16 protein-coding genes are annotated in these 19,220 nt (G+C 35.4%); 13 read left to right on the top strand and 3 right to left on the bottom strand.

The genetic code is table 11. From position 1 onward, the window contains the following. Positions 1-82 precede the first annotated feature (82 nt). The 8 genes from Bccel_RS13355 (at position 83) to Bccel_RS13320 (ending at position 8,073) form a co-directional block, all read left to right on the top strand. The gene (locus Bccel_RS13355; RefSeq protein ID WP_036944557.1) at positions 83-967 is read left to right on the top strand and encodes a hypothetical protein; all 885 of its coding nucleotides are present in this window, start codon (positions 83-85) and stop codon (positions 965-967) included. Between the two features lie 58 nt (positions 968-1,025). Further along, positions 1,026-1,331: a WXG100 family type VII secretion target gene (locus Bccel_RS13350; RefSeq protein ID WP_036944556.1), complete on the top strand. Its 306-nt coding sequence runs from the start codon at positions 1,026-1,028 to the stop codon at positions 1,329-1,331. 168 nt (positions 1,332-1,499) lie between these two features. Then, positions 1,500-1,784, top strand: a complete 285-nt coding sequence (locus tag Bccel_RS13345; RefSeq protein WP_036944555.1) for a DUF4176 domain-containing protein — start codon at positions 1,500-1,502, stop codon at positions 1,782-1,784. A 12-nt stretch (positions 1,785-1,796) separates the two neighbouring features. Further along, positions 1,797-3,017 carry an early set domain-containing protein gene (locus Bccel_RS13340; protein ID WP_050753439.1) on the top strand — a complete coding sequence of 407 codons (1,221 nt, stop codon included), beginning with the start codon at positions 1,797-1,799 and terminating at the stop codon, positions 3,015-3,017. Between the two features lie 31 nt (positions 3,018-3,048). Continuing rightward, positions 3,049-4,857, top strand: coding sequence for a hypothetical protein (locus Bccel_RS13335; protein ID WP_036944553.1), 1,809 nt, complete (start codon positions 3,049-3,051; stop codon positions 4,855-4,857). 80 nt (positions 4,858-4,937) lie between these two features. Further along, positions 4,938-5,531, top strand: a complete 594-nt coding sequence (locus tag Bccel_RS13330) for a hypothetical protein (RefSeq protein ID WP_036944552.1) — start codon at positions 4,938-4,940, stop codon at positions 5,529-5,531. Between the two features lie 324 nt (positions 5,532-5,855). Next, complete coding sequence (locus Bccel_RS13325; protein ID WP_152966007.1) at positions 5,856-7,454, top strand: hypothetical protein; 1,599 nt, start codon at positions 5,856-5,858, stop codon at positions 7,452-7,454. Positions 7,455-7,530: 76 nt separating this feature from the next. Then, positions 7,531-8,073, top strand: a complete 543-nt coding sequence (locus tag Bccel_RS13320; protein WP_152966006.1) for a hypothetical protein — start codon at positions 7,531-7,533, stop codon at positions 8,071-8,073. Between the two features lie 374 nt (positions 8,074-8,447). Here the strand turns inward: Bccel_RS13320 and Bccel_RS13310 are convergent, their stop codons facing one another. The 3 genes from Bccel_RS13310 to Bccel_RS13300 all read right to left on the bottom strand — a co-directional run bounded on the left by Bccel_RS13310 (position 8,448) and on the right by Bccel_RS13300 (position 14,933). Next, on the bottom strand, positions 8,448-11,174 hold the full coding sequence (locus tag Bccel_RS13310; protein ID WP_036944546.1) for an Athe_2463 domain-containing protein: 2,727 nt from the start codon (positions 11,172-11,174) through the stop codon (positions 8,448-8,450). 12 nt (positions 11,175-11,186) lie between these two features. Next, positions 11,187-11,969 carry a stalk domain-containing protein gene (locus Bccel_RS13305; RefSeq protein WP_036944545.1) on the bottom strand — a complete coding sequence of 261 codons (783 nt, stop codon included), beginning with the start codon at positions 11,967-11,969 and terminating at the stop codon, positions 11,187-11,189. Positions 11,970-12,212: 243 nt separating this feature from the next. Beyond that, positions 12,213-14,933 carry an Athe_2463 domain-containing protein gene (locus Bccel_RS13300; protein ID WP_036944543.1) on the bottom strand — a complete coding sequence of 907 codons (2,721 nt, stop codon included), beginning with the start codon at positions 14,931-14,933 and terminating at the stop codon, positions 12,213-12,215. Between the two features lie 175 nt (positions 14,934-15,108). Between Bccel_RS13300 and Bccel_RS13295 the strand changes: the two genes are divergently transcribed. The 5 genes from Bccel_RS13295 to Bccel_RS13275 all read left to right on the top strand — a co-directional run bounded on the left by Bccel_RS13295 (position 15,109) and on the right by Bccel_RS13275 (position 19,130). After that, on the top strand, positions 15,109-15,357 hold the full coding sequence (locus tag Bccel_RS13295; protein ID WP_036944542.1) for an EsaB/YukD family protein: 249 nt from the start codon (positions 15,109-15,111) through the stop codon (positions 15,355-15,357). A gap of 59 nt (positions 15,358-15,416) precedes the next feature. After that, positions 15,417-16,319 carry a serine/threonine-protein kinase gene (locus Bccel_RS13290; protein ID WP_050753438.1) on the top strand — a complete coding sequence of 301 codons (903 nt, stop codon included), beginning with the start codon at positions 15,417-15,419 and terminating at the stop codon, positions 16,317-16,319. After that, positions 16,316-16,507 carry a hypothetical protein gene (locus Bccel_RS13285; protein WP_050753437.1) on the top strand — a complete coding sequence of 64 codons (192 nt, stop codon included), beginning with the start codon at positions 16,316-16,318 and terminating at the stop codon, positions 16,505-16,507. The genes Bccel_RS13290 and Bccel_RS13285 overlap by 4 nt, the downstream gene beginning before the upstream one ends. A 48-nt stretch (positions 16,508-16,555) precedes the next feature. Next, on the top strand, positions 16,556-17,953 hold the full coding sequence (locus Bccel_RS13280; protein ID WP_036936122.1) for an IS1182 family transposase: 1,398 nt from the start codon (positions 16,556-16,558) through the stop codon (positions 17,951-17,953). Positions 17,954-18,140: 187 nt separating this feature from the next. Continuing rightward, entirely contained in the window at positions 18,141-19,130 is a 990-nt protein-coding gene (locus Bccel_RS13275) for a DUF5050 domain-containing protein (protein WP_050753436.1), read from the top strand. Positions 19,131-19,220: the final 90 nt, after the last annotated feature.

Genomic DNA, 19,220 nt, shown 5'->3' with positions numbered 1-19,220 from the left:
GATAATAGAAAAAAGGAATATTTATGTGCACTAATGCATGATTAAAATATTCCTAAAAAGATGATATCATCAGGAGAATGTAATGGTTGACCAGGCATCAAATTATTATGTAACATTGAGTAAGAAAGAGTTGATATTTTTGTGTTCTTTAATTGGAGCAGAAAGTATCATAGGTATTGATGACCCTTTTTTAATATACACACAGGAACAAATAGACAGTGAGTTTGCCGATATAAAAAAAGTGCTGGAAGAAAGAAATTATTTAAAGACTTCTGACAGCGGTGATATAATACTGGACGAAAATATATTGGCAATTGTAAATACATGTATAGAGGCACAGGCATATATACTTATTGACAAAATTGCAGAAGATAAATCAGATAAGATAGTTTTTTATGCTACATTTTTTGCAGTAATTATGCTGACTGCGACAGAAAATGATGATGAGATATTTATCTCTTTTAAGAGAACTACAGAGGATGTCCGAAATGATATATATAGTTTGATACCTTTGATTGAACCTGGTAATGATGAGGGTGAATCAAGCTCTATGGACATTGATATTAGAATAACTGAATCCCTTTTTGATAAAATTATTGCTGCAGAAGATGATAGTCAAATAAAAGAAGCTGTTAAAGCCCTTGAGGATTCAGGTGTTGATAAAGATTACGCCGAGATTGTTGCAAATACTTTGTCAAAGCCATCAGTGAAGACATCCTTTTTATCCTTGGAAAATGGTGGGGATAACGAGCTTGATGGAAAAGGATTTGCCATATTTGAAGGTGATCAAAACATATTATTGATGATACCGTCAGATGAGGAAGAATATATAAATGTTTGCAGCTATAAAAAAGATAAAATAAGCAGTGTAGTTGAAAGTATTCTAAATTCTATTTTGAGGACATATTTTTTCCAGGATGATGATGTTATCAATTTTATGGACCAGTTGTTTTTACATCAGGATTGATTAATATGTATTTGATCCTGAGTGAAATAATAAATAAAAGTTGGAAGGAGATTTAAAAATGGGTGATATGCTTAAGGTATCTCAACAAGAGATACAACAGTTGGCTTCAAAGTTAAAAGCAAAAAGCGGAGATGCAAATATATTTCTGGGAGAAATTCAGAAAGTAGTTGATGAAACACACAGCGTTTGGCTTGGTGCATCATCAGACAAGTTTCATCAGGAGTTTACAGGATTAAGAAATGAACTTCAGAAGAAACTGGACGAGTATCTTGAGTCTTTGGCAACAGCTCTCAAAAATGTTGCAGAAGCTCTTAGAAAAGCTGACGAGGATATTTCCAGAAACATTAAGCTGGAAACAAAATAATCTTCTTAGCTTACGAAATTGATTTTAATGTACATAACTTTTATAGATAACGAACTGTAAAGTTATATAACTATTCTTACAGTTCGTTATCTGAATATACCGGCTTTATGCCGGTATATATTTATAAAGGAATAATATTTAGTGAAATTTGTTATAAGGAGCGTTGCTATGGAGGACTTTTTACCTATTGGTTCTGTTGTTCTTTTAAAGAATGCAAATAAAAAGCTTATGATTTATGGACGTAAACAGCTTCAAGCCGATACCGGAAGGCTTTGGGATTATGTGGGATGCCTCTATCCTGAAGGAAATATTTCTGCCGATTACACATATATGTTTAACCATTTGGATATTGCAGAGGTTATATTCACAGGCTTTAAAAACGAAGAAGAAGAAAAGTTTCAGATTTTATTAAAGAGCATTGTTCAAAAGAAACCTGAAGAATCAAACGGCTGATAAGGAGATATTATGAAACTTACATTATCTTATAAAGAAGCCAAAGGTATGGATATAAAAAAAATAAGTGTTATTGGTGATTTCAATAACTGGAATGGCAGCTCCCATTTAATGAATAAGGGCACAGACGGTTTATGGTCAATGGAATTGGAACTTGAGCCGGGAACATACAAATATAGATTTTTGATAGATGACAGGTATACACTCAATGACCCAACAGCCAATTTATATTTACCAAATGATTGGGATGTTTTATCATCTGTTATTGTGATTGATGAAAACAATGAGCGTATGGTAAATACAAGCAATTATACTGTTAACATTGAAAGTTTCGTACTTGCAACAGATATTAATGAGATGCAGTATGAAAACAATATTCGTTTATTTTTTCCAATGCAGGATGAAAAGGTGGTTTGCAGGCTGGAATTTACCAATGTTACGGGAATTCATACAGTTAGCGTTGTTTGGTATACGCCTGATATGAATGTGTTTGAGATGAGCGAAAATATTTTATGGACTCCGGAAGGGGAAGAGCAAACCCCAAATATACTTTGGTTTTGGATAGATACAATAAACAATAACCTTCAAAGCGGAAAATGGACCATAAAACTTTTTATAGATGGTTCCTATATTTACGAAGATTATTTTGAAATTGATATGACAGATGATGTCATAATTGAAATGCTAAAGTCAAAAGAAAGAAGTTTTGAATTCGGTATTGTCAATGGGGTACAAGAAATAAATAATCCAGATACAATTGAGCTGGAGAAGGATGCAATAAGCATCATTGAAAGCATAGAAGCGGATAGTGCACTGGGATTTAGCAATGTGGGAAATAAAAGTCATGAGGATGATAATAACCTCAATAAGGGAATGACTGGAACTTTAAGTAGTAACAAGTCAAATATGAATGACATAATTGATTTGATTTGCAGTGAACTTGATATAGATATTAATGTTAATGAAAAAGATAAAAAGGATAATGAATATAATGATTTAGGTGATCTTAATATAGAACTTCCGGAAATAAAGACAGATAACGTAGATTTGGGTGGTAATAATATAGGATCAAATGTTAAAACTGATCAGGCTATAAGCATTGATGATGTGTTGGATGGTCTGGAAACGCTGGAAGAAGTTGCGAAGAAGGAAGTAGATAAGGAAGAGAAAGATAAAGAGAATAATGAAGGGAAGAAGGATTCCATTAAGGATATTCTTCCTGAAATTGATTAATAAATTTGATTATTAGTGGGGAGGGGCATATATGTCTTCCGATAATTTTGTTTTATCAGTAAACATGAATGATTTAAGCAATCTATCCAGGCAACTTAAGTTACATTCAGAGAAATTTAAAAATCTTTCAAATGAGATAAAGAGGTTATATTGGCAACTAGACTGGGAGACTGCCAGCAAAGGTAATGTTTATGAGCATATAAGGAGAGCATCGGATGGTGCTTCTCAAATATACAATTTCTTAAATACTGCTGCAAGGGTATCCAACAATATTGCAAGGGATTTATCCGATGCGGATAGGGATATTGCAGATAGATTAGGTAAGGAAGTTGCACAGTTTAAAAGGGCAATCAATAGTTCCAGTATCAGCAAATCACATATTGGACGATTGAATGCCAGTACATATAATAATGTTAAAACCCTTGGAAAGGTAAAAGGTTCAAGCATTGTACCAATGGCGTATATTTCAGGTAATATGAATTGCATGTCCAATGGTTTGTCGTTAGCCTTTCCAGACATTAAAATAACAGGTTATGACTGGACGAAGTTAGGTATAAGTCCAACTTTTTTCAGCGAGTCACCCAGTAATACGGTGAACTTTTTTATAAATGCACTGGTGAGCATTTCTGCAAGTATCAGAGTTGCTACCAGAACCTTCAAGACCTATCCGTTCACAAAATATGCTGTGTCGGTAATAGAATATATTGATGAAGGAGTAAAATATTTCATCGTCACCGGTAAATATTCAACGCTGAGGGAGCTTGGGGTTGAATTGCCCAGAATACTGAAATATGGGATACGTGCCGGTGAGGGAGTTACCAGGGAACTGCTTGATAGGATTGTTCATTCAGATAGTTTAAAGGCATCATTAAACAGGGCTAAGATGAACGTTTTGAGAAGCTTGGATGTGGATGAGGCTGATGACCTTTTTAAACAGGTAAAAGGCAATCTTAATAAGAACTTAAGGATTAAAGCTGTGCTTAGTGAACTGCAGGATGATTTGCTAAAGGAACTGCCCAGAATTGCACCGGAAACGCTTGGAATAAAGCCTGCATTCCAAAATGCTTTAAGGGTCGCTCTTAGGGAAGCTGCCAATGAAGCAAAGTCGTTTGCAAATCTAAAGACCTTTTTCACAGGAGCAGGAACTGAGTTTAAGGCATTGTTTACAGGCGGGGGCAATTTTTTTACCAAGCTTATAAAGAGTGCAAAAGCACTGGCAGTCATTGGCATTGTTATTGATATAGGTTTTGACTTTATGGAAGATTGGGATAAAGGTTGGGAACAATTAACGGCAGATGTTGTTGTCGATACTGCATTGGGCATAGCCAGTACTATTGCAACAACTTATGTGGCATCACTTGTTGCAGGTTTGGTCACGGAAATGATGATAGGTGCCGCTATTGGTACATGTATACCTATACCTGTTGTTGGTACAATAGTTGGTGCTGTTGTAGGAATTGTTGTAGGTTTAGCTATTGTTTTAATAACTGAGGTGCTAACTATAAATGGCAAGTCAATTAAAGACTGGGCTAAAGAAGGGGTAAAATGGGCCCTTGAAGGAGTTGTTGACCTCGGAGGAAAAGCAATTGATGGTGTTGTCGATCTCGGGGGAAAAGTAATTGATGCCGGAGGCGAACTTATCGAGGATGCCGGTAATTTCCTGGAATCAGGCTGGAACAGCCTCTTTGGCAGCGGCGGTGGGGGGAAGAAGGCGACTGCAGTGGCAAAGCCAGATAAAGCAAATTATGATAATCAGACGACGAATTTGCAGCCATCATCATTATATGCATCTGGAAATACATCAATAACTTTTGGAAGTGGTATGTATGCTACTGCTTAAGGAATGATATACATGTCTTCGGAAAAAGAGATAGAGGATATTTATGTTCAGGATGACTATATGATTGGGGAGAAAAAGTGATGAGCAAATTTGAAAAAGACGTAGAAAAAAATCAAATAGAGGATACTTCAAACAGATGGCTTAAAATCCTCTGGAAATGTCAGCTTTGGTTAGCCATATTATCTGTACCATTTAATATTATACTTTGGATAGTTGCTCCCGATTCAGGAACCAGGGGAAGCATTCTGGGTATGACTCTGGGATTAATTATTATGCTATTTGTAGGTTGTTTATTTCTATCACCAATAAAAACAATTGGAACCAAACTACGTAAGTTAAAAATAACTCTGGGGATTTGTCTTTTCATGCTTTTCTTTATTGGGGGAATAGGATTACAGACCCAAATCGCAAGGGATTTGCTTGGAGGTATGCAGGATAGAATTGGTATTCTCGAATACTATAAAGATGAAGGTAAAGTATCAAAAAGCAATAGTAATCACAATTATAAAATCAAGATAAGTACTTTCGAAGAAGAGCTTAGCGTAGCAAGACCTGAGAGCTTCGGAGCTGAATTGGATGAATACTTACATAAGGAAATACGAGTACATTTCTATAAAGGTATTAAAGAGATCGAGGATATTTATGTTCAGGGTAGTGATGAGGGAAATAATTAAGATAAGGGAATTGTTCTATCTTATTATGTATTCATATAATTGTTAATGTGATTTTATTCATTTTTTGTCCTACAATTTTTAATTAACGTTTAACGTTCTTGTTAATGAGCGATAAGAAATCTAGTATAATTATATAAGTAATTCTTTATCATTAAGGAGAAGATATGAGTTCGGTTAATAGTATTGTATTGGTTAAGTATGATGATCTGAACAACCTTTCTAAAAGGATTAAAATATATGCAGAGAATTTCAGAAATTTATCCAGCTAAATAAGAATGTTGTACTGGCAGTTAGGTTGGGAAACAGCCAGTAAGGAAAATGTCTTTGAGTATATTAAGAAGACGTCTGATTGTGCAATTGATATATATATATAGCTTTTTAAACAACGCATCAAGGATGGTAAGTGATATATCCAAAAAGTTTAAATCTGTTGACTTAGAAATTGCACAATTGATAAGCGAGGAGACAGAATACTTTAGGCAAATTATAAGAGATACCAACGTTAAAGGCTCTTATGTGGGAAAACTGACTTCTTGTGCCTATAAAGATGTAAAATTAATGAATAAGGTTACGGGAACCAGCATGATCCCTGTTACATATGTACCCAAAAATCCTGATTCCGCCAATTTAGTAATGCGAGATTCAAATCAAAATCCTAAGAATATAAGTTTCGATTGGTCTGAACTTGGGCTTAATCCCTTTGATCCAAAAGGTTCTAAGAGTAATACTATAAACACATTTTTAGATACTTTAATCAATGCATTATTGTGTTTCAATGTCTCATACAATAGCAAGAAGTACCCATTTAATAAGTGTGCTGTATCTGTGATAAAGCATGTTATAGATGACATAGAGTATATTCTTATAACAGGTAAGGATAGTGCAATTAGGCAAATTGGAATTCCTATTCCCCCAAATGCCAAATATGGAATGAAGGCAGCAGCCGATATTCCAATAGAGGTATTAAAGAAAATAAATTCATCTCAAATTCTAAGGGAGACTCTAAAAAGATTTAGGAAAATTACTTCGGCTAAGGATGATTTTAGAGTAAAGATTGTTCTTAAGGAGCTTCAAGATGATTTATTAAAACAGTTACCGAGATTTGGGGAAGAGGAGCTTGAATTAACTGAGGCAATAAAGAAATCATTTTATAAAGTTTCAAAAAATGCAGGAGAAGAAGTAAGAAAGCTCATAAATAAAAGATTTTTTACTGAGATGGCAGATGAATTAAAAACAATTTTTAAATCAGGTTTTAAACGGAAAATGTTAGTTAATATATGTAAAAGCTCAAAACTCTTAGTTGCCCTTGGAATAGCAATTGATATACTTTTTGATGCTAGTGAGCATAAAGGACAGTGGGATTTAGTTGTAGCTGATGTTGTTGTTGATATAGCTTTAGGTTTAGCAAGTGTAGCAATATCTACTTATGTCACTGGTTTTCTCGTAGGGATGGCTTCTGAAGTTGCTATATGTGCTGCAATTGGGTCTTGTGTACCAATAATTGGAACTATAGCCGAAGCATTTGTGGGTATAGCAATAGGTATTGTATTTTCATTTGTTACAGAGGCAATTAAAATTGATGGAGTATCTTTGAAGAAGTGGTTGAAAGAAAGAGTGGTTGTTAAGCTAATTCAAGTTGCTGCTGACCTTGGTAAAGTAGTAAATGACTTAACCGTTGATATTACTAATAATATAAGTAGGGAAATTACAATTGTTGGTGATAAGGTATCTAAGGTTATATCTTCAGGCATTAAATGGCTATTAGATAGTAATACATGTAAGAAAGAATCTATAACATCAAAACCATCAGAATCGGAATATAACAAGCAATTACAGATGCTTCAGCCGTTAAAATACTCACATTTTCAAATGGCTACATCTATAACATTTGGCAAGAATTTCAATTTTAAGGACTTACCCTAATCAAAGCATAAAACTTAGAATAAAAATGAAATTAAGAGGAATTTATATGTATACAGAAGGCGATCACAATCAGTCTATGGAACAAAGATACAAGTGGATAGAGAGGTTTGTTTATGATCCAGACTTGAGATATCCGGGTATGTTTATATTGCCAGGAATTATAGGTATGGGTCTGAGTGTAACTGCGGGTATGGTATTACTAATTTTAGATGTTATTTTCGGGTTCTGCAAGTATATACCGCTATTATTAATTTTTGTTAATATTATATTGGGATTAACTGTATATAATATGTTTAGTAGAAAAAATAAAGCTGGTTCATATACTTTCAGCTTTTTCAAGCCTTCTTTAATGATTGGATTATGTGGAGTGTATTCCTCGTTACTCTTCTTGTACTTGATATATGAGATGTTTTATTGGACTATTGGCCCACAGCTCATTGTTAATTACTATATGATTGGGGTTATAATTGTTTATGTTTTAATAGCAATTTTGCAGGGAATATGGTATCTAACAGCTTTAAAAAAGGGATATTATTGCATGGATGAAAGTATAAAAGATCTTGACATTGTCAGGAACAAGATGAATAAAGTTGGAAAATGTTGGCTTTACCTCCATTAATAGCCTATGCATCATTAGGCCCAGGATGGTATCCATTATCTAGATTAATAGTACATACTATTGACAGTTATCCACAGCAAATTTTTATATATGCTACATTGCTTGTAATGGTTCCTTTCGTATTAGAACTCTCACTACCTGTATTGCTATGGTGGTATATGGTTAAAAAATATAGAAAATTTATACCTGAAAATCGTATAAACTCAGATCAAGAGCAAGTTACTGGAAACATTCTGAAAAAAGATAAGAAATCTCATAGGCAAAAATAAAGTGTAAAACGAAAAAAGGAAATATTGAAAGTATATAACTGAGTAGTAATGTTATCATCAATAAAAAAGCAGCGTACAGACCATATGATCCATACGCTGTTTACATCAGTTCTCGTCATTAAACAAGTCATTGTAAGCCGAATCAACAACGTTTATACCAATATTGTCGAACATGCCTGTACCTTTAATCTTCATGCCTTTATAAGTAAAATCGTTGAAGCTGGCCCTCATCCAGTAATTGTTCCCATCGGGCATATCATAGTCAGTGTAGAGCTTCTTGTTGTTCTTATTTACCTCAAAGGTCAGTGTTGTGGTTTCGGTTACCTTATATACAGGTGCATTTGAATCACTAATAAATTCCCTGTACATATAATTGTTAAATGAACCTATGGTTTCTGATTCGCTCCAGCCTTCAAGAATCTCTTTAAACATTTCATGGGTGTAACCATTATTGTTTGGTGAATGTGGAATCAGCTCATAGTGTGACTGTGTCTGACCTCTGGTTATAGTTAAGAGATTGCTTGTCCTATTGATATTCAAATTATACTTTTTCTTTGATTCTTCATATATAAGATTCGAAGAAAACTGGAAAGAATTCTGTATGGATTCCAGAAGATCCTTATGGTTTTGAGTAAGTTCCTGACGATTCTTGTATGTTACGGTTTTTAATGTTACACTATATTTTCCAGCAGGGTTAAAGTAGTAACCAGACTTAAAGGGATAGGGGATACTACTGTAGTCTTCGTCGGAAGCAAACGGTACACGGGGATAACTTTTATTCCCGGGAGGCTCTTGATTCCTTGCATTCTTTCTGTCATATTCATAATATTTGCTTATTGGTGTTTCAACTTTATATGTTATCTCTGCTTCTTCCTGTCCCTTAAATACTCTGTCAAACTGCCCAGGCCTTGCTTCGAGGGACTTGACAGAACCGTTGCTGGAAAGGTGCTTCATCCAGCGATGGACATTCAGGTTAAAGGATTGGCTTACCCAGTACATTTTCTTTTTTGTATCGCTGCTCTCAGAAGCCGAATACTCCTGCCTGAATTTCTTTTCTTTGGGGAGGCTGGCTGTACCGTTAAAAACATGTGCAATAACTGTAATAGGTTCGGTTCCTAGTGGGTTAAATAAAGCTTCCATTTCCCCGCCGCCATCATAAATCCAACCGTAATTCGGGGTCTTTATGGTTGTTGCCGGATTCGTAGTATTATCGGTGGATTCACTGTAGCTTACTACTCCGTATACTTCTTTCTTGAACTCTCTGGTTACTGAGCCGGAATAATTTATTACAGGCACGGATATAAGGTCTATCAGGTTTCTTGCATAAAGCCATCCAGGATTATCCCCAAGGGACTGTCTCTTAATGCTTGCCGTTGCTATTGGAGTTTTATTGACAGTTGTTTTGTTTGAGCTTACTTCCGGTGGATTGTTTAAAACTTTGAAGCCTGAAAAAATGTTTTGTGGATCAGTTCGGGTTACATCAAGTGCACCGTTAGTTGTGTTAGGAATCCATGTATACCTGGTAGTTTCAGTGTTTTCACCTAATTCCAGTACTGCAGAAATGTTATTACCATTATTTAATGGACGATGAAAATCTCTTGATAAAACATCATAGTCCAAGGTTACAGTGCCATTTATGGTAACTCGTGGTATTACATTTATTGTTACTTTGACTGAGTTGTCTACATATACACTTTCAACAGGACTAGGATTAGCCTGGTTATTAACAGTAAATTTGAATGTATACTTTCCGGATTTTAAAGCTGGAGTTTTTATGTTGGATTGTTTTTTGCCGTTTTCTATTGTAAATTCAGGATCTTTAGAATCAAATATACTTTTACCGGAAGCATCAACACCCTCCCAATGTGCTGAGGTTTTCACAGCTTCATCAGTATCGGCTGTAACCAATGAAGAAATATTTACCTCTGTATCCTCATATACAGAGAATACAGGAGTCGTATTAATCTGTACAGAAATGTTATCTTGCAATAGTTTAAAGGGAGCTATGGGAACAGACATGTAATTGTAACCGCTTCCATTGTCTCTGAAAATCCATCCGTGCCCCCATGAATAGTATGTAGGAGGCTGAATTACCTGGACAAAGTCACACCATTGCCCGGGTTTTCCTGTTTCAGGATCAATGGGCTTTGAACCCACATCATATAATCTTGTATCGGCATATTTACCAGGGTTAACAAGTAGGTCTTTTCCAGTTTGAGGGCCTCGGACAAGGTCCAGGCCCAGTTGTATGTTCTTTTCGAGATTACCTTTATATGTAGTTCCATCAGGACGAGATAAATTGATTTCAGAACCGGAAAAACGGCTTCTAACAAAATTATATTTTATACTTAGAGGTGTGTTATCCCAAGGATTCTTTATGAAAACTTTATCTGTAATCTTCCAACCTCCCCAGCTGTCAAAAGGGTGATTAGGGTTTTCAAAATTATCGCCTTCTTGGTTGAATCCAAGGTATCTTGGTTCAAGTTTACCCTTGAAATAAATTTGATTGTTATCAGCGACACTATATTGGCTTCCATATACTATAAAGAGATTATAATAATGTTCCTCATCTATGACTGCGTTTTTTATTAAATCTGTGTTTATTGAATAATAATTTCCATTTCGAACTATATTGTTAACAAAGTACCATGTATCTGGATTGTTTTTATCAACATTTTTCATTCCGTAAAAAAGTTTCATACTCTCATTAAAAAGCTTCAATGAGTTATCAACTGTTATTTTTCCATTAATTTCCTCAGCATAACTATATGGTATTTTATATATACCAAGTGTAATAAGAAAAATAAGTAATATAGCAATAATTCTTTTCAAGCTATAAACCTCCTACTTAGTATAAACGTAAAAATCCAAAGGTCCATTATAAACACCTACAACATCAATGATTTTGTCTCCTACATAAAATGATTTCCTTTCAAGCTTATATCTTGCTACCTTTTTCTGTTTGGCATATGCCATAACGTCATCTACGATCTTTTTATCAAACTTCTGTAGCAATATACTCTCAGTTTCCTTTAGCATTTGTTCTAAATCTCCCGAGAAGAAATCAATCATTATAACAAGTTCTGCATAATCCTTTTTGTTTTCATGCCCATCAACAACCAATCCTGATGGCGGATCCTTTGGCACAACATATCCACTAATAACTTCTTTATCTGCAGGAATTGATGTTGTTGCAGTTCCGGTGGTTATTATTACAGTTTTTGCTATACTGTCCCATGTAACCTTGGCACCTAGTGTTTCGCTTACAAATCTCAATGGTACAAAAGTTCTGGAATTTTTAATCCGGGCTTTTGTATCAAATGTCTTTTGAACATTGTTTAGAAGAGCTTTGCTTTCACCGACTTTTAACTTGATGGTGTCTTTTCCCTTTTTTATAGTAACCGTAGTTGTGGCAGCAGCCCATTCAACGGTGCAGCCTAAAGCTTGACTTACGAATCTTGCTGGTACTTGAGTCCTGCCGCTTTCATCTATAAACGGCTGAGCATCAGGGAATTCTACTGTTTTTCCATTTACAGTTACTTTTATAAAGGAGTTTCCATTTGCGGTTATTGAAAACATAAAAGATAATAATAATGCTATAATTGTTAATGTAATTTTTCTGTTCATTTTCTGTCCTCCAAAAAATAATATAATAATATAATAGCATACCGTGACAGTGCTGAAAACTGCATATTAAGAATTTCATAAGGGTAAAATTTTTTTGTTTTGAATTAGGTGAAAAGCATACTTACCCGGTATCTATATGGTGGTATCTGATACGGAAGTACAGAAAGTACATCCCTGAAAAATCCTGGCACTACTAAAATACAAAAACAGCGTACAGATCGTTTGATCCATACGCTGCCAGCTTTAATCTTCTCCATTAAACAAATCGTTGTAAGCCGAATCAACAACGCTTATGCCAATATTGTCCAACACACCTGTACCCTTAATGCTCATACCCTTATATGTAAAATCATTAAAGCCTGCCCGCATCCAGTAGTTGTTTCCATCAGGCATATCATAGTCGGTGTAGAGTTTCTTGTTGCCCTTGTTTACTTCAAAGGTCAGTGTTGTTGTTTCGGTAACCCTATAAACAGGTGCATTGGAATCGCTTACGAATTCCCTGTATTTATAGTTGGTGTACGAGCCTATGGTGCCTGATTCGTTCCAGCCTTCAAGAATTTCTTTAAATAGTCCATGGGTCATACCGTTATCATTTGGAGAATGCGGAATCAATTCGTAGCTTGATTGCGTCTGACTTTTTGTTATATTGACCAGGCTGTTTGTTCTGTTAAGGTTCAAGGTATATTTCTTCTTTGATTCTTCATATATAAGATTCGAAGAGAACTGGAATGAATTCTGTATAGATTCCAGCAAGTCCTTATGGTTTTGAGTCAACTCACGCCGATTCTTATATGTTACGGTTTTTAATGTAACGCTGTATTTTCCAGCAGGATTAAAGTAGTAGCCCGACTTGAATGGGTAGGGTATACCACTGTAGTCCTTATCGGAAGCAAGTGGTACACGGGGGTAGTTCTTACTGCCAGACGCTGCCTGGTTGCGGGCATTCTTTCTGTCATATTCGTAATATTTGCTTATAGGTGTATCAATTTTATAAGTTATTTCTGCTTCTTCCTGACCTTTAAATATTCTGTCAAACTGGCCTGGCCTAGCCTCAAGGGATTTGACAGAACCGCTGCTTGTAAGATGCTTCATCCAGCGATGCACATCAAGGCTGATTGGCTGGCTAACCCAGTACAATTTCTTTTTAGTCACATTGCTCTCATTAGCAGCATACTCTTCTCTGAATTTCTTTTCTTTAGGCAGGTTGGCTGTTCCGTTGAACACATGTGCAACAACTGTTACAGGTTCATTTCCAAGAGGGCTGAATAAAGCACTGGTATTGCCGCCACCATCATATAGCCATCCGTAGTTCGGGACTTTTTCAGTTTCACCTGATTCTTCATCCTTGACTTCGGTGTAGCTCACAACATCATATACTTCCCTCCTGTACTCCCTTGTTACGGAGCCGGAATAATTAATCGCAGGTACTGCTATAAGGTCAACGAGATTTCTAGCATAAATCCATCCTGGGTTGTCTCCAAGGGCTTGTCTCTTTATATTTGCAGTTGCTGCAGGTGTTTTCACAACTGTTGTTTTGTTGGAGTTTACTTCCGGCGGATTGTTAATGATCTTAAAGCCCGATAGTACATTTTGAGGATCATTTTTTATTATGTTAAGGGCACCGTTTGTAGAATTTGGTATCCATGTATACCTGACTTTATCGGTGGCTGCAGCCAAAGAAAGCTCAGCTGTTATATTATTGCCATTATTTAATGGACGATGGAAGTCTCTTGAAAGAACATCGTAATCCAATGTTACACTTCCTTTTATGGTGGCTCTTGGGACCACATTAACTGTTACCTCTACTGTGTTATCGATATAGATGTTTTCCACAGGGTTGGGATTGGCCGGATCGTTTACCGAAAATTTAAATTTGTATTTACCTGATTTTAACATGGGTGTTTTTATTGTTGATTGTTTTATACCCTTTTCAATTATAAATTCAGGATTCTTGGCATCAAATACATTATTGCCGGAGGCGTCAGCACCCTGCCAGTGTGCGGAAGTCTTAACTGCTTTGTCGGTATCGGCAGTAGCATATGCAGAAATAGTAGCCTCTGTGTTTTCATATATGGAGATTGACGGCAGCGAATTAAGCTGCACCGCAATGTTATCCTTGACAAGCTTAAAAGGAGCAATGGGAAGAGTCATATAATTAAATCCGCTTCCATTGAATTTAAAAATACGTCCATGTCCCCAGGAATAATATGTAGGAGGTTGGGTGACCTGAAGAAAATCACACCATAGCCCAGTTCTTCCGGTATCGGGATCAACCGGTTTTGTACCTACGTCATAAAGCTTGGTATCGGCACGATTGCCTGGGTTAACCAGCAGGTCCTTTCCTGTTTGTGTACTGCAGATCAAATCCAGGCCAAGCTGGATGTTCTTTTCCAGATTTCCGATATATGTTGTACCATCAGGGCGGGATAGCTTTATTTCAGAGCCTGAAAATCTGTTTTTGCTGAACTTGTAATGATCACAAAGTCTCATATTGTTCCATGGATTCTTTATAAAGATCCTTTCAGGTATCTTCCAGCCTAACCAACTGTCGAAAGGATAATTGGGATTATCATAGCTGTCCCCGTTTGCATTGAAACCCAAATAGCGGGGTTGAAATTTACCTTCAAAATAGAGCCTGTTATTATCAGGAACACTGTATTCACTTCCATAAACAATCAAAAGATTATAATAATGTTCCTCATCGGTTAGAGCATTTCTAACTATATCCGTATTAAAAGAATAATAATTACCATTTCGTACAATGTTGTTGCCGAAAAACCATGTGTTTGGATCATTTTTATCAATATTTTTCATCCCATAATATAGATTCATGCTTTCATTAAATAACTTTAATGAATTTTCCAAAGTAATTTTCTCTTGAATTTCTTCAGCATTTACATACTGTGGTATGCTGAATACAAATGAAACACATATAATTAATATAAATAAAATTATCCTTTTCAAACAAAAAACCCCCAAAAAACTTTATGTCAATATATTATCATATTGTTCCAAGGCTGAAAATAGTTTATTAGGGCCTTTTGTTCATTTATAGCATATTTCAATTTTTGTAGTAGTGTGCCGTGAGTTTTTGGTATAATTATTAAGCAGACTAATTGAAATAGTGGAGAGCTAATTTATGAATAGTGTAATAGTTACAGTAAAAATAAAAGAGAAGGAATATCCTTTTGACCTTGAGTTACCGGCAGATATACCTGCAAAAGAGCTTTCAAACATTATTAACCAAAGCCTTAATATTGATAAGAATATTACTTCAAGGTTTACAGGGTATCAGATATATGCAGATCCTCCAGGAAGGATAATGAAGGATACTGAGACCCTCAATGATGTCGGGGCATGGGACGGAGCCATATTGACATTGCTGTAGATGGGGGGGTGGCTGGGGAGTTTACTGCCTGGAAGCGATATATTTAGGAGGAAGAGAAATTGTCTGTAAATAACCATGATTATATAAAGAGCTTTGAGCCATTATGGGGAAGCTGGAAAATTGAAGACCTTGTTGGTGAAGGAAGCTATGGGAAGGTTTATAAGATTTCCAAAGATGAGTGGGGCTTTAAGTATGAGTCTGCACTAAAGCATATTGAAATTCCAACACGGGAGCAATACAGGGAAGCTGTGGCTTCATTTGATAATAACGATGAAAATACACTTAAGGAATACTTTACAGATGCAGTAAAAAATATGGTCAATGAAATAAGGCTTATGTATACATTGAGGGGCACAAGAAATATCATCTGCTATGAGGATCATGCGGTCCATGAAAAGAATGGTGAGTTCGGCTGGGATGTGCTTATAAGGATGGAGTATGCCACTCCTCTTATTGGCTATATAAAGGAAAACGCTATGGCTAGGCAGGATGTAATAAGACTTGGAATAGACATGTGTTATGCCCTTGAGGCCTGTTCAAGAGCTGGAATAATTCACAGGGATATAAAGGACGAAAATATATTTATTTCCAGTAGCGGGGATTATAAGCTTGGTGATTTTGGTATATCAAGAATTTTATCGGGAAGCGGAAGGGCAGCATCTATGAAAGGCACACCCTTCTTTATGGCACCGGAGGTTTATAGGGGTGCCGATTATGATATAAGGTCAGACATTTATTCTTTGGGAATAGTTCTATACAAACTTACAAATTACGGCAGACTGCCGTTTATGCCTCCCTTTCCAAACAAGGTCAAGTACCAAGACAGCGAAAAGGCACTTGACATGAGAATGTCGGTGAAATATTGGATAAGCCTCAGTTGTCCGGGCAAATGCTGGGTGAAGTCATACTTAAAGCTTGTTCATTTAATTTGGATGATAGGTTTGAGTCCGCATCGGAAATGAGGAAAGCATTGGAAATCATCCTGGAAAACATGGCTCAAGAAGAGAAGAATGAGGTAATCATGTTTCCAAAAGCTGATGCTAAGACAGTGAATGATAAGCCGTTGGCAGATGAGATTTCAGGTGTGGAAGAATTGGCGGGTGAAGAAGACACCAACGACAGGCTGTCCGAAAATCATGCATTATATTAACATATATGATATAATATAACAAATAATAATTTTGAGGTTTATAAAATTATGAATTATGTAAAAGGCATTAGTAGAAAACAGGTTGAGCTAAGTAGCCTAGAAGACCATATAGATGAAGAAAGTGAAGTTAGGGCAATTGATGCATTAATTGAATCAATGGATATTAAAGATCTGGGATTTAAAGAAGGGAATAATGAGAATTCTGGAAGATCAATGTATTCACCAATGGATTTAATTAAACTGTATGTATATGGATATTTCAATGGTATAAGAAGTTCTAGAAAGCTAGAAAAACAAGCAAAAATAAATTTGGAAGTTAAATGGTTATTGAAAGGAGTACAACCAAAACATTCAGTAATATCTGATTTTCGTAAAGAACATATTGACTGTTTTGATAATCTATTTAAAAACCTTATTAATATATGTAATGATTTTAACCTAATAGGAAAAGAATTAATTGCTATAGATGGGACTAAAATAAGAGCAGATGCGGCCAAGAGTAAATATTATACTTTAAAGAAACTTAAATTCATGGAAGAGTTGACAGAGGAAAAGTTAAAGGAATATTTAAAAGCATTGGAAGAAAATGATTGTAAAGAAGCAACAAAAGAAATTAGCGATAGAATTAAAGTCCTTGAAGAAAAGAAAGAGCTCTACAATGAACTTAAAGAAGTGCTTAACGATACCTCAGGAATAAGCTTAACTGATCCTGATGCAAAAAGAATGAAAACTGGTAATACAAAAGGAACAATAATTGGCTACAATGTACAAACAGCAGTAGATGAGAAAAACAAATTAATAATAGATTATGAAGTGAGAAATGATGCAGTTGATCAAGGGTTGTTATATGATGTAGCTAAAAATGCAAAGGAGAAATTGGGAGTTGACAGTATAGAAGTATTAGCAGATAAAGCATATTTTAAAAGTGAAGATATTATAAAGTGTGAAGAAAACGGAATTGTGCCATATGTTCCAAAACAAAAAGTAGTAACACCAAATATCGATTCTGGATATATAAAAGAAAAGTTTATATATGACAAGGATAATGACATGTACATTTGCCCGGCTGGGAAAAAATTATATATGCGTTCAAAAAGTGAAGATGTAAAGATGAAAATTTATTATAATTATGAAGAGTGCCAAAATTGCCCATATCGGGATAAATGCACAACATCAAAATATGGTCGTCACATTGAACGCAACCCAAAGGAAGAGATAGTTGAAAATGCTATAGAACGATTTAATGCTAATGGTGCTAAGTACAAAAAAAGACAAATGATTGTGGAACATCCATTTGGAACACTAAAAAGAGTTATGAATTTTGAATATTTCTTACTTCGTGGCAAAAAGCTTGTTTCAGGCGAAACAGGCCTAGCTTTCTTTTGTTATAATATGAAAAGGTTAATAAACATCAAAGGAACAAAGGAAATAGTCGCTTCAATTTAAGATGATTTAGGTGAATGTAGGGTAATTTAATAAGTGTTATTTTTCAAACTTTCCAGATTCCAATCATTATTCTATATTTAAAATTGCATAATGTTGTAAAATATCTAAAAATTTAATTTTCGGACAGCCTGACGATGTCAGCACAGAAGAATCAGTTGAAGGTGGAGAAATTGAAGACAGCATAGGTATGGAGCTGGTTGATGATGAAGAAGATGAAGAAGATCTAGAAAAAAGCCCGTTAAACAGGACTGTAAGCCTGTTTGGATCTGCGTTGGGTACCAATAAATTTGTAAATGAAAGAGGTAACTCATCGGGCAATATAGTTAATGGAGGCTTAGCTGCACACCAGGGATTTTGGGTGTATTATTCCAATGTTGGAAAAGGACTTTTCAGATCCAAGCCGGATGGAAGTGATTCAAAAATGCTTTGTGAAGACAGTGCCTGGTTTATAAATGTCATCGGTAACTGGATTTATTATAGCAATGCTTCTGATGATGACAGGCTCTACAAGATCAGCATTGAGGGGAATGAAAGAACAAAGCTCAATGACGATAAAACATGGGATATTAATGTAATAGGTGATTGGATCTATTACTGCAATGAAAGCGATGGGTTTAGAATTTATAAAATAAAGACTGATGGTGCCTGCAGGATTAAGCTCAATAAAGACTCTTCCCATAGCCTTAATGTTGTAGATAATTGGATTTACTATTCCAACAAAAGCGATAAGGGAAAGATTTATAGAATCAGGACTGATGGTGCTAACAGGACTACAATAAACGATAATGAGTCGGATTTTTTAAATGTATCTGATGACTTAATATTTTACAGCAATAAAAGCGATGGCTTTAAGCTGTACAAAGTAGGGATTTTCGGCGGCAATGATGAGATGCTGAATGCTTCCATATGCCGTAATATAAATGTTTTCAATAATTGTGTGTACTATATAAACAAGTCTGAGGACGGTAAAATATGCAGAATCGAGATAGACAGCGGAATACCTGAGACTGTTTGTAACTATAGGGGCGATTTTATTAATCTGGTGGGGGATTATATTTTCTTCTGCAACAAAAGCGATAATGACAAACTATATAGAATAGCAATGGATGGGGGAGAACCTGAAGCTTTAGAAACTGATGAGTTGAACACTACTGATGATGACTGGTTTTCTTTGTAATCAAAGAGTCTGTCATTTGTATTCAATGTGTTCATAATTTTATACTTTCATTAATCTTCCTTATTTGATAAAATGTTAAGACATGGGGTT

This window comes from Pseudobacteroides cellulosolvens ATCC 35603 = DSM 2933 (assembly GCF_001262605.1).
Classification (GTDB): domain Bacteria; phylum Bacillota; class Clostridia; order Acetivibrionales; family DSM-2933; genus Pseudobacteroides; species Pseudobacteroides cellulosolvens.
This window is presented reverse-complemented; position numbering and strand designations above follow the sequence as displayed.

Excerpts from the sequence above, each read along its gene's own strand:
- Bccel_RS13355 (WP_036944557.1), top strand. The coding sequence starts at position 83 with ATGGTTGACCAGGCATCAAATTATTATGTAACATTGAGTAAGAAAGAG.
- Bccel_RS13350 (WP_036944556.1), top strand. The coding sequence starts at position 1,026 with ATGGGTGATATGCTTAAGGTATCTCAACAAGAGATACAACAGTTGGCT.
- Bccel_RS13345 (WP_036944555.1), top strand. The coding sequence starts at position 1,500 with ATGGAGGACTTTTTACCTATTGGTTCTGTTGTTCTTTTAAAGAATGCA.
- Bccel_RS13340 (WP_050753439.1), top strand. The coding sequence starts at position 1,797 with ATGAAACTTACATTATCTTATAAAGAAGCCAAAGGTATGGATATAAAA.
- Bccel_RS13335 (WP_036944553.1), top strand. The coding sequence starts at position 3,049 with ATGTCTTCCGATAATTTTGTTTTATCAGTAAACATGAATGATTTAAGC.
- Bccel_RS13330 (WP_036944552.1), top strand. The coding sequence starts at position 4,938 with ATGAGCAAATTTGAAAAAGACGTAGAAAAAAATCAAATAGAGGATACT.
- Bccel_RS13320 (WP_152966006.1), top strand. The coding sequence starts at position 7,531 with ATGGAACAAAGATACAAGTGGATAGAGAGGTTTGTTTATGATCCAGAC.
- Bccel_RS13305 (WP_036944545.1), bottom strand. The coding sequence starts at position 11,969 with ATGAACAGAAAAATTACATTAACAATTATAGCATTATTATTATCTTTT.
- Bccel_RS13295 (WP_036944542.1), top strand. The coding sequence starts at position 15,109 with ATGAATAGTGTAATAGTTACAGTAAAAATAAAAGAGAAGGAATATCCT.
- Bccel_RS13285 (WP_050753437.1), top strand. The coding sequence starts at position 16,316 with ATGAGGAAAGCATTGGAAATCATCCTGGAAAACATGGCTCAAGAAGAG.
- Bccel_RS13280 (WP_036936122.1), top strand. The coding sequence starts at position 16,556 with ATGAATTATGTAAAAGGCATTAGTAGAAAACAGGTTGAGCTAAGTAGC.
- Bccel_RS13275 (WP_050753436.1), top strand. The coding sequence starts at position 18,141 with ATGGAGCTGGTTGATGATGAAGAAGATGAAGAAGATCTAGAAAAAAGC.